We start from the raw sequence: 16307 nt of genomic DNA, 5'->3' as shown, positions 1-16307 counted from the left end.
TATTTGAACACAGTTTTGCGACTTCGTTTTGTAAGGTCCTGATTTATCTAATTAAATTTGTTCACACACTGAGATGGAAGTCAAACTACAAATTAACCCTACTCGACGGTGACACTTTTTGCCAAGTTTCTTGGCTTGTCGACATCGGTACCTAAAGCACAGGCAGTGTGGTACGCGAGTAATTGCAGCGGCACGACATGCAATATGGGGGATAGATTCCCATAGTGCTCAGGCAAGCGAATGACTTGAATGCCTTCACTGCTAGTGATTTCAGTATCTTGATCTGCAAATACATACAACTTGCCACCACGTGCTTTTACTTCCTGCATATTGGATTTGAGTTTCTCGAGCAATTCATCCTTGGGGGCAACCGTGATAACGGGCATCTTATCCGTAACCAATGCCAATGGTCCGTGCTTGAGCTCCCCAGCAGGGTAAGCCTCAGCATGAATATAAGAGATTTCTTTTAGTTTGAGGGCACCCTCGAGCGCAATCGGATAGTGCATACCGCGACCAAGAAATAAGGCATTCTCACATTGAGAGAATGCTGCACTCCATGCAATGATTTGAGGCTCCAGCGCTAAGACGGCGTGCAAGGCTTTTGGCAAGTGGCGTAACTCAGCCAACAATTGCTTTTCTTTTTCTGGAGAAATTTTTCCCGCACGTTTAGCAAGTGACACCGCTAAAAGATAAAGGGCCACTAACTGAGTGGTAAAAGCCTTGGTAGAGGCAACCCCAATCTCGGCTCCTGCTTTTGTTAAAAATTGCCATTTGGTTTCACGCACCATTGCACTGCTAGCAACATTACATACTGCCAAAGTAAATTGATGGCCCAAGCTTTGTGCATGCCGTAATGCAGCCAAAGTATCCGCCGTCTCACCCGATTGCGAAACCACCACAACCAAGGTTTTCGGATTGGGCACAGTAGTGCGATAACGATACTCACTTGCAATTTCGACTTGCGTAGGAATGCCAGCAAGATCTTCAATCCAATACTTGGCTACGCAAGCAGAGTAATAACTAGTCCCGCAAGCAAGAATCAATATCTGCTCAAATTTTTTCCACTCTTCTGGATCCGCATGAAAAAGCTCGGGGCCAAATCCTGCAATATTAGCCAAGGTATCACCAATCGCCCTGGGTTGCTCAAAGATTTCTTTTTGCATGTAATGCTGATAGGGACCCAAATCAACGGAGTCGGCCTGTGCTGGCATCGGCTTATGCTGACGCTGTACAGCATTACCTGCTGCATCAATGATCTGTATACCTTCAGCCTGAAGAGCAGCAACATCACCCTCCTCTAGATAAAGCATGGAGTGGGCTCTACCTGCTAATGCAAGTGCATCCGAAGCCAGGAAATTCTCGCCCTCTCCAAGCGCCACAACGAGCGGCGAACCCACTCTAGCACCCACCAAAATATCTGGACAGTCCTGTGCAATCACACCAATAGCGTAAGCACCATGCAACCGAGGCAATACCGCTCTAACCGATGCGAAAAGATCTTTTTTACCTTGTGCTACATATTCTTGATGAATCAAATGCGCAATCACTTCTGTATCTGTCTCGGAAGTAAATAGATACCCCACAGACTTCAATTGTGTGCGTAACACTTCGTAATTTTCAATGATGCCGTTATGCACTACCGCAATCAATTCATTTGAGATGTGAGGGTGGGCATTTTCAGTATCGGGTTTACCGTGCGTAGCCCAGCGGGTATGGGCAATTCCCAGGGTGCCATGAAAATCTTTACCCTGCTCAGCCAATTCAGAAACACGGGCGGTCGTACGCGCACGTTTAATAGGGTGCTTGTTATCATCACCATTGATTACTGCAAATCCACAAGAATCGTAACCGCGATATTCAAGGCGACGTAGTCCTTCAATCAGGACGTCCACAATATTCTGACGTGATACACCTCCAACAATACCGCACATTATTTTTTACCCTTTGTGGATTTTGAGGCACTTTTTTTTGCCGCTGGTTTTTTGCTAACGGATTTTTTCTCTTGCTTCACAGGGCGTTGCCACTGTAAAGAAATTTGTTTTGCTCTAGAAACAGTCAGTTGATTCGGCGGGGCGTCTTTAGTCAGTGTTGTGCCTGCCCCTAAAGTTGCACCGCGTCCAACACGTACCGGTGCAACCAACTGAGTATCCGACCCAATAAATACATCGTCTTCAATAATGGTTTGATGTTTATTAACACCATCGTAATTACAAGTGATTGTCCCGGCCCCAATATTTACTCTAGAGCCCACAATGGAATCACCTACATAGGCTAAGTGATTAGCCTTGCTATTGGCAGCAATCTTGCTATTTTTTACTTCAACAAAGTTTCCGATGTGCACATCATTTGCTAAATCTGCACCGGGACGCAAGCGTGCATAGGGACCAATAATTGAGTAACTGCCCACTCGAGCACCATCTAAATGACTAAATGCATGTATCTGCACATTTTCTGCAAGTATGCTGTTACGAATAATGCAATATGGACCGATCTGAGTACCAGCCGCTAAACTGACATCACCCTCAAAGACGCAACCTACGTCAATAAAGACATCAGTGCCACATACCAAGCTGCCACGAATATCAATACGCGCAGGATCAGCCAGCGATACGCCAGCATCTAACAGGTGATTGGCTAAACTTTTTTGGTGGACTCGCTCAAGGGAAGCGAGTTGATCACGACTATTCACGCCTACAGTTTCATATTCAAAATCTGCCTGTGCTGTTCGAATAGGAACACCATCTTTCACTGCCATGGCAATCACATCAGTTAAATAGTACTCACCTTGGGCATTACTGGCACGCAAGGACTTTAACCATTTCTTCAACGAGCCAGTTGGCAACACCATAATGCCGGTATTGATTTCAGCAATCGCTTTTTGCGCTGGCGTGGCATCTTTTTCTTCCACAATTTGCACAACGGATCCATCCGCATCACGCACAATACGACCATAGCCTGTTGGGTTATTCAAATTTTGTGTTAACAATGCGAGAGCAGATTCTTGACCACGCACACCATCAGCCAACTGCACTAGTTTTGACAAAGTTTTTTTAGTGGTTAGCGGCACATCGCCATAAAGCACTAAAGTAGGCTCTTGCACATCTAACTTGGAGAGTGCCTGCAATAGCGCATGGCCGGTACCCTTTTGTTCCGCCTGCAATACCGTGCTGACCTTAGAGACACTAGCATCAGCTTGGGCTGCTTTAGTTAAAAAGGTTTTAACATCTGCTGAGCCATGTCCTACAACCACAATCGGGCCTCTTGCAGCCTGCTTCCCTTGAAGCGCTAAAGCCGTGCCCAATACATGTGCAAGCAAAGGCTTACCAGCAAGTGTTTGAAGTACTTTAGGCAGCGCGGATTTCATCCGCTTGCCTTGCCCTGCAGCCAAAATGACAATATTCATAAAGATTGATTATAAATCCCAGGGATAACCGTGCCGCAAGCCAATTCATCGAGCTCGGTCTCATCAATTGCCTTATCTCCGCCGGATCGGGCAGCAATACCGCCCAATTGGGTTGCGATCTCTAAATTCTTAAAATCAAATGCTTCGCCGTCCATCAAATGGGATGGCACGATGTGGTGCATTGAGCGAAAAAGATTTTCAACGCGCCCCGGAAATTGCCTCTCCCAGTCCCGCAGCATTTGCTTCATAGCGCCACGCTGTAAGTTTGGCTGACTGCCGCATAAATTACACGGAATGATAGGGAAATTCATATCAACTGCATAACGCTCTAATAGCTTTTCTGGCACATAAGCCAAAGGTCGAATCACAATATGCTTGCCATCATCAGAGCGTAACTTAGGAGGCATGCCCTTTAACTTCCCTGCATAAAACATATTGAGCATGAGTGTTTCTAAGATGTCATCGCGATGATGTCCCAAAGCAATCTTAGTAGCGCCCAGCTCATCGGCAACGCGATACAAAATTCCACGGCGCAAGCGGGAACATAAACCACAAGTCGTTTTTCCCTCAGGAATAACGCGTTTCACAATACTGTAAGTATCTTGCTCTTCAATATGAAAATCTACGCCTAAACTTTTTAAATAGTTTGGCAAAATTTCTTCTGGGAAATCCGGCTGCTTTTGATCCAAGTTAACAGCAACGATTTCAAAATGAATCGGCGCACGCTCCCGCAGCTTGAGCAAGATATCAAGCATGGCATAACTATCTTTCCCTCCCGACAGACAGACCATGACTTTATCGCCGTCTTCAATCATGCCAAAATCACCAATGGCTTGACCCACCAGACGGCATAACTTTTTTTCTAGCTTGTTTTCTTCGAAAACAACTTTACGAATATCACCCATCAGCTCAATATATTCTTTTGTTTAATTTTGTTTCATCCGAAATACTTCAACACCAACAGAATGGCAGTCGGGGTACACATCTGGTTTTGCAGTACTCACGCGGGCTGCCAATACTTTTGGGTGCATCAACATTGCCGCAACAATCTCATCACAGAAGGTTTCTTGTAAATGAATATGGCCCTGCATAGCCCGTGCCTTAATAGTTTCGCGCATGAAGTCATAATCAACTACTTCGTCCAATAAATCTTGTGTGGGTGTATTTTCTTTTAAGGGTATATATAAATCGACATTCAAAATGACGCGCTGTTCAGCCTTTTTTTCGAAGTCATGAACGCCAATGTTGATATAGATTTCATAATCGCGCAAAAATAAGCGGCGGCAATCCACTAAAGCGGGATGAGAAAGAATGGCATGCATAAATAGTGGCCTAAATAATTATTTGTAAATCAATTCGTTTTAAACATGACATCACGGTCAGATGGCAGCAAGTGCTGCCCACCATCAACATATAAGGTGGTTCCAGTGATGGCATTCGATTCTGCTAAAAAAACTGCTGCTCTAGCAATATCATTTGGGGTAGAGGACTTTCCAAGTGGCGTCATCTGATGCGCACTCGTAAATCCTGACTGCGTTTGATCGCCCGATAGCAAAGAAATCCCTGGGGCTAAACCAACAACACGTAGCCATGGTGCGAAATCCATTGCCAATAACTCCACAGAAGCAAGCAGCGCACTTTTTGATAAGGTATAGGATAAATAATCAGGATTTGGATTAATCAATTTTTGATCTAACAGCTGAATGACTGCAGGCAGTACGCTTTGAGCTGATTCTGTGCCAGCTTGCTTTGCCTTGATTGTCTTTTGCAATGCAAACATGAGCTGAGATAAAAGAATCGGAGCAGTCACATTAACCTGCATGTGCTCTTGTAGGCTTGCACCACTTAATGGCACTTCAGAGTTAGCGCGATCAAATTCAAAAATAGAAGCGTTATTCACCAAACAAGACAGATTAGTAAATTCATGGCTCACCGCTATAAATAGGGCCCGAACATCTTCTTCCTGGGATAACTCAGCCCGAAATGCTTTGGCCCTTCTGCCCAGGGCTTGTATTTCAGTTACTGTGGCCATAGCCTCAGACTCAGAACGCCCATAATGAACCGCAACGTCCCATCCTTGACGAGCAAACTCAAGGGCAATGGCCTTACCTAAACGCTTAGCAGCGCCGGTCACCAATACCGCTTTATTTTGCTGTGAAGGGGATATTGAACTCAAGTTCACCAAAATTCTCTTAGACTAACGAGCTATGGATATTACCTTGAGCAGCCTCGAAACGGAGCATACCGCCCTTCTATATCAAAAAATGGCGACTGAAATAGCCTCTGGAAGTGGGCAAATGCCCTTTTCTCGCTATATGGAGATGGCACTTTACGAGCCTGGAATGGGTTATTACAGCGCTGGTGCTCATAAATTAGGCATTGGAGGTGATTTCACTACCGCCCCTGAATTAAGCCCACTATTTGGCGCAGCCATCGTCTCAACCTTATTGCCCGTTTTGGAGGCCCTCAAAGCCAAAGGCTTACCCGCCCAGATTCTGGAGTTTGGTGCAGGCACTGGTAAGTTAGCCCAATCTATTCTGAAGCGCTTGCACGATCTGGGCTTTGCTTTGGATCGCTACCAAATTATTGAGATTTCACCGGACTTAACGCAAAGACAACAAAAAAGGCTGGGGAGTATCTCAGCAGAATTAGGCCTAACAACCGAATGTCAGTGGCTCAGCGCTTTACCCGAGCAATTTAAGGGCGTCATGATTGCTAATGAGGTGATCGATGCTATTCCTTGCGATGCTATTGTTTATCAAGATGGATTTTGGCATTGGCAGAACGTTTGCCTTCATGAAGGTCAACTTACCTGGCAAACCGGTGCGCCAGTCCCTCAAGATCTTTTACCCGAGCCACTACGAGTTGATAGCTATTCAGAAGGCTATGTCAGCGAGCTGCATCTTCAAGCAAATAGTTGGCTTCGTCAGATTGCAAAGCAACTGGATATGGGCTTATTTCTGACATTTGATTATGGCTTTCCGGAGAGCGAGTATTACCACCCACAACGCATTGAGGGCACACTAATGGCGCACCATCGCCATCATGCGATTCAAGATCCGTTTTATCTTCCTGGCCTATGCGACATCACGACACACGTCGAGTGGTCTCAAATTGCCCGCAATGCATTGGATGAAAATGCAGATGACGTGTACCTCACTAACCAAGCAGCATATTTACTTGATGCTGGTATCGGTGAAATTGCCCTAGAGAGTGCAGACCCGAGCAACCCTGAAGTCTTTCTACCTATCTCTAATGCCTTACAAAAACTACTATCGGAAGCCGAGATGGGTGAACTATTTAAGGCGTTTGCCTTCTCAAAGAATCTGCATAAGTTACTACCGGGATATTCTCTTGAGGATCTACCTGGACTTCGCGGCAGAAATAGGCTGTAAACCAGCCTGGTTTTAATTATTTAGATTCAGCGCAGAGGTGATGGTGGCTAAGCGTGCCGCCTCAACTGCACTCCGAATGCGCTCACCATTCAGTTTGTCTTCAAGGGGAATGGTGGCAATAATTTCAGGTGCATTAAGCAGTTGTGCTTGTTGCATAGCAAGAATCAAGCTGTCCACCTTAAAACCAAGTTTGCGAGCTAGCTGCAATAACTTGTTGCCACGCTCAGGCTTACGCCAAACATCAGCGCGATTGAACCAAGCAAGCACATCGATTGCTTGAAATACACCACCTAAGCTCATCTTCAGAAATTGAATTAATTCACTAAAGATTTCACTAAAGTCGCGCACCTCTATTGGCATTCGAATGCACTCCGCCCAAGACCGTATTTCAGTAGCGGGCAAGTTCATCAAAGCCACTGCACAACGCTGCTCTAATACTGCCGCACTTGCATGTAAATGCGCACCCATGATTTCTCTCGCGGGCTCTTGTACTAATTGAGCTACCAAGCTTGCGGGCAAAATAGTTTGCGCAGCAGCCGTATCCAACAAGACTTGAAACATTCGCATCGGCTTATCCGCAATCAAGCCTCTGGCCAATTCTTGCCAGATTCGCTCAGGAGACAATGCATTGAGTTCACCCGATTGAACAATCGCCTTGAGTGCTTCGAGCGTTTCAGGGGCTACCGTAAATTGCGGAAAACGCGCTGCAAAACGAGCAATTCGCAGTAGGCGTAAAGGGTCTTCTGCAAAAGCATCTGATACATGCCGAAATACTTTCGCCACCAAATCTCTTTGGCCATTAAAAGGGTCAATAATTGGACCTACCAATGCACCACTCTCTGACACTTCTTGAGCCATAGCATTCATCGTCAAATCACGCCGCTCTAAATCTTGCTCTAGTGTCACCGAGGGATCGGCATGAAAGAGAAAACCTTTATAGCCTAAGCCTGTTTTGCGCTCCGTACGGGCCAAAGCATATTCAGCTTGTGTTTGGGGGTGCAAAAATACCGGGAAATCTTTTCCGACCGGTCGAAAACCTTTCGCCAACATCTCCTCTACGCTGGAGCCAACCACCACATAATCAATGTCATGCATCGGTAAACCCATTTGGGTATCGCGAATGGCTCCGCCTACCGCGTAGATTTTCATTACACCAAATCCTCGATAGCTCGACGACTGATGCCAAATACATCCATCAGTGCATCTTGGCCGCCTGGAGGCAAAATATTGGGTGTTTGCATAGATGCAATATTGTCACGGGACATGAGCGTCTTGATTGGCAAATACTCAAAAGCCAGGGCTTGTAAATAACCCACTAAATCAGGCGCCGGAATAACAATACAAGAGGATTTAGATTTACGCGCCGCCAATTGAACAATTTCTTTCATCGTCAGCACTGTCGCTCCAACCAGATCATAAGATTGGTGAGTAGCTCTTGGCATTTTCAATGATGCAGTAAATGCGCCCGCAACATCATCGACACTGACGGGCTGAAACTGTGCATCACTATGCGCTAAAGGTAAGGCTGGAAATAATTTGGTTAACTTAGCAAACAGATTAATGAATTCATCTTGCTCGCCAAAAATAACGGATGGGCGAAAAATAGTCCAATCTAAATTACTAGCCTTCACTGCAGCCTCACCGTCGCCTTTACTGCGCTGATACATCGATAAGCCCTGACTATCGGCACCCAGAGCACTCATATGCAAATAACGCTTTAAGCCATGCAACTGCATTGCAGTAATAATATTTTTTGGCAAATCAACATGCGCAGCCTTAAACACTTTGCCATAGGGTGTCGCAGGTTTATCGTGTAACACGCCGACTAAATTAATTACAGCACCAGTAGGCTTGATGCAAGCACAAAGGCTTTGCAATTCATCAAAGTCATTTACATCGGCATCTTCAATATGCACTGCAGGAAGAATACGGAAGTCACGTGCACTAGCAGGGTGACGGGTCGGAATTAAAACAGAATAACCCTCCCTTTGCAGGCGCGCTGCAAGTGTTCGCCCTACAAACCCATTGCCACCAATTAAAAGAATGTCGTATCTCATAAAACCCCAATGTCTTAAGGTAAATCAGAAGAATTAGCAGCTTTAGGGCTAATTACTCCCAGCCGTTGTTTTAGTGAAGGTGTTTGCCCCTGAATGACTGTCGTGTAGTAAGTTGAGTTTGCCAAGACATTCTTGACATAGGTACGCGTCTCATTAAATGGAATCGTTTCAGCAAAGATGGCGCCTTCTGTTGGCGTTGTTAATTTCTCACGCCATTGTTTAGGGCGTCCAGGACCTGCGTTGTATGCTGCTGAAGCCAAAACCCAGGATCCATCCAAATCCATCAATACCATATTCAAGTAATTACTACCTAAGGTGAGGTTGGTATTGGTGTTGCTCAACTGGTCATTAGTATAGGAGGTCATCCCGATTTTCTTGGCTACATATTTTGCAGTGTTGGGCATCACCTGCATCAAACCAGAAGCACCAACGGAAGATGCGGCATTCATAATGAAGCGCGATTCTTGACGTATTAATCCATAAGCCCAAGCCAAATTCAAATCAATTTGCCTGGCAATCGGAGAAAGCTCATCACGATAAGGGGTGGGATAGCGCAAACTAAAGTCATGCTCTTGCTTGGTACGATCGGCTGTATTGACAACACGGTCATATAAGTTGATTCGCTTGGCATATTCTGCGGCAGCCAATAATTGTTTGTCGCTCATATTACGCAACTCCCAATTCCACTCCCGATTGCCCTCGAAGCGCAAATTCATTGCGTATAAACGCTCGGCTCTAATAAAACCCTTGCGATTAGTCATTGCTTCTATTTCTGGCTCAGATACTTTAGTACGTGGAGGCGCATGATTTGGCCTACCCAATTCTTCACGCGCTAATTGGCCGTAGAAATTAAATTGGTCAGAAATTAATTCATAGTTTTCTCGCGCCTTGGCATCTTGACCATCCGCCTTTAATGCGCGCGCATACCAATACACCCAGGCTGGATCGCGATTGCGTACAGCTGGGTTCATACCCTCAATTGCACTCTTTACCAAGCTCCAATCTTTGGCGCGCAGTCCAGCGCGCACTTTCCACTCCTGCGTTTCAGCGGAGAGTAGTTCGTTATAGCCTAATTCTTGTTGCATGCGGTAAGCATCGGCTGCGTTTGAGTCGAGTTTTTTTCCTAAAAACTGCCCAATAACACCCCAAGCAACTGCTTGATTCTCTTTACTGTAACGAGAAGCCACCTGAGCAAAGTCTTTATACGCTTTTGCAGGATCGGTTTTGGCTGCCTTAACAATATCTGCGATTGGATCATCGCCACCTAAGCGGCGGGACATCGTATCAAAACCCATTTCATTAGCAGCGCGCCCAATTGCCTTTGCTTCACTTGCACTCATGCCACCAAACCCTACTAAGGCTGGTACTAACTCTTGACAGGCCTGCCCGAAATAGCGGGGATCAATTAAAACTGCACGCGCATCAAGCCCTACTTTTGCAGGATTTTCACCTTGCGCCAATCTGGATTGCAAGGCGTAGCACTTCACTTGGGTCTCATCATCTAATACAAATTTGGCATATTGAGCATCAAAATTAGCCCAATCTTTTCGTTTGCCCAAAACCAATAGCCAATCATTACGCATCCGATCAGCTAAAGCACTGCCTTGATATTGAGTGAGAAATGCATTCACCTGAGAATCTGCAGAACTATCAGCACGCGCGCCACCAGCGCTATCAAACAACTGGGGCTTAATGCGAAAGTAAGCCACATAATCATCGTAGGGGTAATTGGTCAGACTTGCCGCCAATTGCTGCGTTTTAGCGACATCATTCTTTTTGGCTGCCTCGCGTAAATCGATAAAAATACGATCGCTATCAGTTAAATCGTTGGCCATTACCTTGCTAATATTGTTAGAACCGCTCTTTTTTGTTTTATCAGCGTGAGCCATAGGGGATGCCAGAAGAATTCCCAAGAGGAATGCCCCTGCGATTGCCTTGCCTTTTTTTGCGCTTACAAGCAACTTCTTTTTCACCATCAAACCCCATGTGTCTTTACCAAGCTCGCTGAGCTACTATATTCTTTAATTTTCGCCTGATAATGGTCGATATGCACGGCAATTCGTTAAAAACTCTTCGCCAAAGCTTGATTAGTCAGCGCAAAGCATTTGCGGCAGAGTCCGTATTCCCCCAAGCAAAAGAGGGTCTCATTACTTCCCTTCAGAATTTCCTGGCCATCAATGATGTTTTGCTGAGGTCAGTTGCCTTGTATTGCCCCATTCAGGATGAAATCGATCTACGCCCGGCCTTACTGGCTTGGGCTAATCAGGATGCCAAGCGGAGCTTACTGCTACCTTTTGCACGCCCAGATAAACATCTTGAGTTTTATCTATGGAAAGAGGGGGATACATTAAGCCCAAGCAAGCATGGCGTTCTAGAACCTAATCCAGGAAATATCGAGCGTCCCCAAATGGTGCCTGACTGCATCTTGCTACCCTGCGTAGGCTGGAATGCATCCCAGCTTGAAGGTAAACAACATTATTGGCGTCTTGGCTATGGCGGGGGTTACTTTGATCGCACGCTTGCACAATTACGTCATGCCAACCCAAAACTGCTATGTGTTGGCATTGGTTTTCATTGGCAAAAACTAACTGACAGCCAATGGGCTGCTCAGGCACATGATGAACCCTTGGATGCCCTCATTACTGAGTCCGGTTTACTATTTTGATTGCGCTAGATTGAGATTATCCGTAATCGCTAAAACAGCATCTGCTTGATTCAGAGAATAGAAATGCAATCCAGGAGCGCCAGCGGTCAATAACTGGTCACATAGGTCGGTAACCACTTCCTCACCAAATGCACGAATCGAAGCAATATCATCACCATACGACTGCAAACGCAAACGAATCCAGCGAGGGATTTCAGCGCCACAGGCATCAGAGAAACGTAATAATTGCGTACTATTGGTAATCGGCATAATGCCAGCGATTACAGGCTGGGTAACACCCAAATCATAAGCCTCATCTACAAAGCGAAAGTAAGCGTCGCTGTTGTAAAAATACTGGGTTACCGCTGAGTCTGCACCGGCTTTCATTTTTTGTACAAAGAAATCAATGTCACTTGCCGGTGATTTTGCTTGTGGATGCGTTTCGGGATAGGCAGCAACATCAATGTGAAACCAATCGCCAGTCTCGGTACGAATAAATTCAACTAATTCATTGGCATGATGAAATTCACCGTACTGACCCATGCCAGAGGGTAAATCGCCCCGCAAAGCAACAATGCGTTTTACGCCAAGCGCTTGGTATTGCTTAAGCATCTCGCGCACGCTGTCACGCGAACTACCCACACACGATAAATGAGGCGCTACAGCAGCCCCTGCCGCATGGATATCGCTTACTACTTTTAAAGTACCCGATTGTGTCGAGCCACCGGCACCAAAAGTCACGGAATAGAATGCAGGCTTGAGTGTTTCACTTAAACGCTCACGCACCATGTGTAGCTTGCTCTCCCCTTCAGGTGTTTTAGGAGGAAAGAATTCAACGCTTAATTCCATGATTTTGGGCCTATATACTTTATATCTACAGATTAATAACGGTAGTGGTCAGCCTTGTACGGGCCTTCCTTGGTAACGCCAATGTAAGAGGCTTGCTGATCCGATAACACTGTCAACTCGGCATTCAGAGTCTTCAACTGTAAGCGTGCAACTTTCTCATCCAAATGCTTAGGCAAGGTATAAACGCCAATCGGGTACTTATTGGTTCCAACCGCATTCCACAACTCAATCTGAGCAATCACTTGATTTGCAAAAGAAGAGCTCATTACATAGGAAGGGTGGCCCGTACCGCAACCAAGATTAACCAAACGACCTTTAGCCAAAATGATGATGCGCTTTTCAGGCTGACCATTGGCGGCCGGGAAAATAACATGGTCAACTTGTGGCTTGATTTCTTCCCACTTGTATTTTTCAATTCCGGCAACATCAATCTCATTATCAAAATGACCGATGTTACAAACAATCGCTTGATTCTTCATCTTCACCATATGGTCATGCGTGATCACATGGTAGTTACCAGTTGCCGAAACGAAGATGTCGGCTTTATCAGCAGCGTAATCCATAGTGACAACGCGATAACCTTCCATTGCAGCTTGCAATGCGCAAATTGGATCAACTTCAGTTACCCACACTTGTGCAGATAAGGCACGTAAGGCTTGCGCAGAACCTTTACCTACATCGCCATAGCCACAAACCACAGCCACCTTACCGGCAACCATCACATCAGTAGCGCGCTTGATCGCATCAACCAAAGACTCACGGCAACCATAAAGATTGTCGAATTTGCTCTTAGTGACTGAGTCATTCACATTGATTGCTGGGAACTTCAACTCACCTTTAGCAAACATCTGATAGAGACGATGTACACCAGTAGTGGTTTCTTCAGTAACGCCCTTTACCTTTTCCAGGCGAGTTGAATACCAAGTAGGGTCTTGCGCTAATTTCTTTTTAATAGCTGCAAACAAAATAGTTTCTTCTTCGCTTGTCGGATGACCAATGCAGGCCTGATCTTTCTCAGCACGTGCGCCCAGATGCAACAACAAAGTAGCATCGCCGCCGTCATCCAAAATCATATTGGTAAAGCCGCCATCTGCCCACTCAAAAATACGGTGGGTGTAATCCCAATACTGCTCAAGGGTTTCGCCCTTAATTGCAAACACAGGTGTACCGTTCGCTGCAATTGCAGCAGCGGCGTGATCTTGTGTAGAGAAAATATTGCAAGAGGCCCATTGCACCTCGGCACCGAGTGCTTCTAATGTCTCAATCAACACAGCCGTTTGAATGGTCATGTGTAATGAACCGGTAATACGCGCACCGCGCAATGGCTGCTGTGCTGCAAACTCATCGCGAATAGCGATCAAGCCTGGCATCTCGGTTTCGGCAATCGCAATTTCTTTACGGCCAAAGTCTGCCAAAGAAATATCAGCAATTGCGCAACGCGTTGCGACAAAGTCTTGTAAGTTGAAATCAGAAACGGTATTCATGAATGCTCCAGCTAAATACGATTCAATGCTGGAGTGGGTACTCGCTAGCCATTGAATCATGGGTTAGCGAGCGCAGTTGCAATTAGCAAATTGGGGTGTGCCCAAAATTTACTCCCCTCAAGCCTGAGGCAATACTGGTTCTCAGCATTCCTTGCAGCGCTCCTTGAAGGTATGGCGAAATTGTAATCAATTTCGCCATCTTTGGCTTCAATACTAGTTATTTACTACTTATAGCCCTGCTGCAGCACGTAATGCAGGTGCTTTATCGCATTGCTCCCAGCTAAATTCTGGCTCTTCACGACCAAAGTGACCATACGCTGCTGTTTTGCGATATATCGGACGCAAGAGGTTCAGCATCTTGACGATGCCTTTTGGACGTAAGTCAAAGTGCTCAGAAACGAGTTGTGCAATTTTCTCATCAGAGATCTTGCCAGTGCCAAAGGTGCTCACCATCACTGAAGTGGGTTTAGCAACACCAATCGCATACGAAATCTGAATTAAGCACTTACTTGCCAAACCTGCGGCCACCACATTCTTTGCAACATAACGACCAGCATAGGCAGCTGAGCGGTCCACTTTAGATGGATCCTTCCCGGAGAAGGCGCCACCACCGTGGGGAGCTGCACCGCCGTAGGTATCTACAATAATCTTGCGGCCTGTTAAACCGCAATCGCCTTGCGGCCCACCAATCACAAAGCGGCCTGTTGGGTTCACTAAGAAATTAATGGCGCCTTTAATTAAATGCTTTGGCAGTACGGGTTTGATGATTTCTTCGATGACAGCTTCGCGCAATTTCTCAAGGGAGATATCTTCATCATGCTGAGTAGATAAAACGACGGTGTCGATTGAATCAGGCTTCCCATCAACGTAACGCAAGGTCACTTGTGACTTTGCATCAGGACGCAACCAGTTCAAACGGCCATCGCGACGCAGTTGAGACTGACGCTCTACCAAACGGTGAGACAAATGAATGGGTAGCGGCATGAGTTCTGCAGTTTCATCACAGGCGTAACCAAACATCAAACCCTGGTCGCCAGCACCTTGATCTAGACCGTCGTCGTGCGCCTTATCAACACCTTGAGCAATATCAGGACTTTGTTTGTCATAGGCAACCAACACAGCACAGCCCTTGTAGTCGATACCGTAATCAGTGTTGTCGTAACCAATTTCACGCAAGGTATTACGGGCTACTTGAATGTAATCCACGTTTGCGTTGGTTGTAATTTCACCAGCCAAAACCACTAAACCAGTGTTACAGAGAGTTTCAGCCGCAACCCGTGCAGTCGAATCTTGCGCCAAGATGGCATCTAAGATCGAATCAGAAATTTGGTCCGCTACTTTATCGGGGTGACCTTCAGAAACCGATTCTGAGGTAAAGAAGTAATCATTTGCCATTGCTGCATTCCTTTAAAAATTAACACTATCAATTGGACAACTCGACGTGCCAGGAACCACAACGGCGACGCTTTAGCAGAATTTTTGAATCGCTCTGCAAGTTGTCTTAACTCAGCGATAAATCAATTCTATCTGAAAAACGCCAAATCTTGCAATACGCTCAGTAAATTTGGCCATATCGCCAGCATTGAATATCATTGCTAAGTGCGTAAATTTCTTCTTCTAACAACACTCAATGCGATTGCAGCGCTTCCTTTGGCATTAGTACAGCTGATTGGGTCCTTTTTAGGACTATTAGCTTTTTTGGGCTCAAAACCATATCGCGAACTTTTTAAGCCTCAATATGAGGCTGTCATTTCAAAATACAAACTGCCAAATCATTTATGGGCTGCCGTTCGCGCATCTGGAATGCTGTTTTCAGATAGCCTGTGGATCTGGCGTAATCCGCAAAAAGCCCTCAAATTAGCGGAAGTACAAAACTGGGACTTAGTCGAAGAAGCCATTAACGAAGGGCACGGCTTAGTCATGCTCACACCCCATCTGGGCGGCTTTGAAATCATTCCTCGTGTGCTGGCACAACATTTCCCGGCCACCATCCTATATCGACCTTCTCGCCAAACATGGCTCAATGAGGTGGTTGAAGAGGGGCGCGCCTATCCCAATATGCACTTTGTACCCACCAACCTCAATGGCGTCCGGCAGATGACGCGGGCACTGACTCGCGGTGAAGCCATCGGTATTCTGCCCGATCAGGTACCTACTGGCGGGGAAGGTGTTTGGGTACCCTTCTTTGGGCGCCCCGCTTATACAACGCCACTGCCAGCCCGTTTAGCGAGCCGGAATAACACGCCCGTGGTGATGTTTACTGCAAAACGCAAAGGTCTAGGTAAGGGCTGGCTGATGCAGGCAACCAGACTTACACCACTCTCCGATGATCCAACAGTCGCAGCCGCAGAACTGAATGTCGCTATCGAAAACGCAATCCTAAAGGCTCCAGAACAATTTATCTGGGCGTACAACCGCTACAAGCACCCAGCTGGCGCTGAATTACCGCCAAGTAATGAATTGGTAAATTTATAA

General features: G+C 46.0%; 14 protein-coding genes and 1 riboswitch. Of the genes, 3 read left to right on the top strand and 11 right to left on the bottom strand.

Annotated elements, in window-relative coordinates:
* Positions 1-98 precede the first annotated feature (98 nt).
* The 5 genes from glmS to M2125_RS07245 are packed head-to-tail and all read right to left on the bottom strand — an operon-like array spanning position 99 to position 5585.
* Complete coding sequence (gene glmS, locus M2125_RS07265; RefSeq protein WP_280742783.1) at positions 99-1931, bottom strand: glutamine--fructose-6-phosphate transaminase (isomerizing); 1833 nt, start codon at positions 1929-1931, stop codon at positions 99-101.
* Positions 1931-3403, bottom strand: coding sequence for a bifunctional UDP-N-acetylglucosamine diphosphorylase/glucosamine-1-phosphate N-acetyltransferase GlmU (gene glmU, locus M2125_RS07260; protein ID WP_280742782.1), 1473 nt, complete (start codon positions 3401-3403; stop codon positions 1931-1933). The genes glmS and glmU overlap by 1 nt, the downstream gene beginning before the upstream one ends.
* Positions 3400-4308: a tRNA 2-thiocytidine(32) synthetase TtcA gene (gene ttcA, locus M2125_RS07255; protein ID WP_277541833.1), complete on the bottom strand. Its 909-nt coding sequence runs from the start codon at positions 4306-4308 to the stop codon at positions 3400-3402. The genes glmU and ttcA overlap by 4 nt, the downstream gene beginning before the upstream one ends.
* Positions 4309-4329: 21 nt before the next feature.
* On the bottom strand, positions 4330-4725 hold the full coding sequence (locus M2125_RS07250) for a dihydroneopterin aldolase (protein WP_076024399.1): 396 nt from the start codon (positions 4723-4725) through the stop codon (positions 4330-4332).
* Between the two features lie 29 nt (positions 4726-4754).
* Entirely contained in the window at positions 4755-5585 is an 831-nt protein-coding gene (locus M2125_RS07245; protein ID WP_280742781.1) for an SDR family oxidoreductase, read from the bottom strand.
* Positions 5586-5622: 37 nt separating this feature from the next.
* On the opposite strand from M2125_RS07245, the gene M2125_RS07240 reads away from it, so the two are divergent.
* Positions 5623-6798 (top strand): class I SAM-dependent methyltransferase, encoded by a 1176-nt coding sequence (locus tag M2125_RS07240; protein WP_277541827.1) that lies wholly within the window; start codon positions 5623-5625, stop codon positions 6796-6798.
* 12 nt (positions 6799-6810) lie between these two features.
* On the opposite strand, the gene M2125_RS10925 is transcribed toward M2125_RS07240, so the two are convergent.
* The 3 genes from M2125_RS10925 to M2125_RS07225 are packed head-to-tail and all read right to left on the bottom strand — an operon-like array spanning position 6811 to position 10831.
* Positions 6811-7947: a tRNA nucleotidyltransferase/poly(A) polymerase-related protein gene (locus M2125_RS10925; RefSeq protein ID WP_338130195.1), complete on the bottom strand. Its 1137-nt coding sequence runs from the start codon at positions 7945-7947 to the stop codon at positions 6811-6813.
* On the bottom strand, positions 7947-8855 hold the full coding sequence (locus tag M2125_RS07230; RefSeq protein ID WP_076024403.1) for a complex I NDUFA9 subunit family protein: 909 nt from the start codon (positions 8853-8855) through the stop codon (positions 7947-7949). The genes M2125_RS10925 and M2125_RS07230 overlap by 1 nt, the downstream gene beginning before the upstream one ends.
* Positions 8856-8869: 14 nt before the next feature.
* Complete coding sequence (locus M2125_RS07225) at positions 8870-10831, bottom strand: lytic transglycosylase domain-containing protein (protein WP_280742780.1); 1962 nt, start codon at positions 10829-10831, stop codon at positions 8870-8872.
* A gap of 71 nt (positions 10832-10902) precedes the next feature.
* Between M2125_RS07225 and M2125_RS07220 the strand changes: the two genes are divergently transcribed.
* Complete coding sequence (locus M2125_RS07220; RefSeq protein ID WP_233126753.1) at positions 10903-11520, top strand: 5-formyltetrahydrofolate cyclo-ligase; 618 nt, start codon at positions 10903-10905, stop codon at positions 11518-11520.
* Here the strand turns inward: M2125_RS07220 and metF are convergent.
* The 3 genes from metF to metK all read right to left on the bottom strand — a co-directional run bounded on the left by metF (position 11512) and on the right by metK (position 15227).
* Positions 11512-12348, bottom strand: a complete 837-nt coding sequence (gene metF / locus M2125_RS07215) for a methylenetetrahydrofolate reductase [NAD(P)H] (RefSeq protein ID WP_280741624.1) — start codon at positions 12346-12348, stop codon at positions 11512-11514. The two genes, M2125_RS07220 and metF, sit on opposite strands and share 9 nt — an antisense overlap.
* Positions 12349-12380: 32 nt before the next feature.
* Positions 12381-13832, bottom strand: coding sequence for an adenosylhomocysteinase (ahcY, locus tag M2125_RS07210; RefSeq protein WP_076024663.1), 1452 nt, complete (start codon positions 13830-13832; stop codon positions 12381-12383).
* Between the two features lie 61 nt (positions 13833-13893).
* Positions 13894-14003: riboswitch (S-adenosyl-L-homocysteine riboswitch) on the bottom strand.
* A 57-nt stretch (positions 14004-14060) separates the two neighbouring features.
* Positions 14061-15227, bottom strand: coding sequence for a methionine adenosyltransferase (gene metK / locus M2125_RS07205; RefSeq protein WP_280742779.1), 1167 nt, complete (start codon positions 15225-15227; stop codon positions 14061-14063).
* A 204-nt stretch (positions 15228-15431) separates the two neighbouring features.
* Here metK and M2125_RS07200 point away from each other — a divergent pair, with 204 nt between their 5' ends.
* Entirely contained in the window at positions 15432-16307 is an 876-nt protein-coding gene (locus M2125_RS07200) for a lysophospholipid acyltransferase family protein (protein ID WP_280742778.1), read from the top strand.

It is taken from the genome of Polynucleobacter sphagniphilus (assembly GCF_029892205.1).
GTDB lineage: Bacteria > Pseudomonadota > Gammaproteobacteria > Burkholderiales > Burkholderiaceae > Polynucleobacter > Polynucleobacter sphagniphilus.
This window is presented reverse-complemented; position numbering and strand designations above follow the sequence as displayed.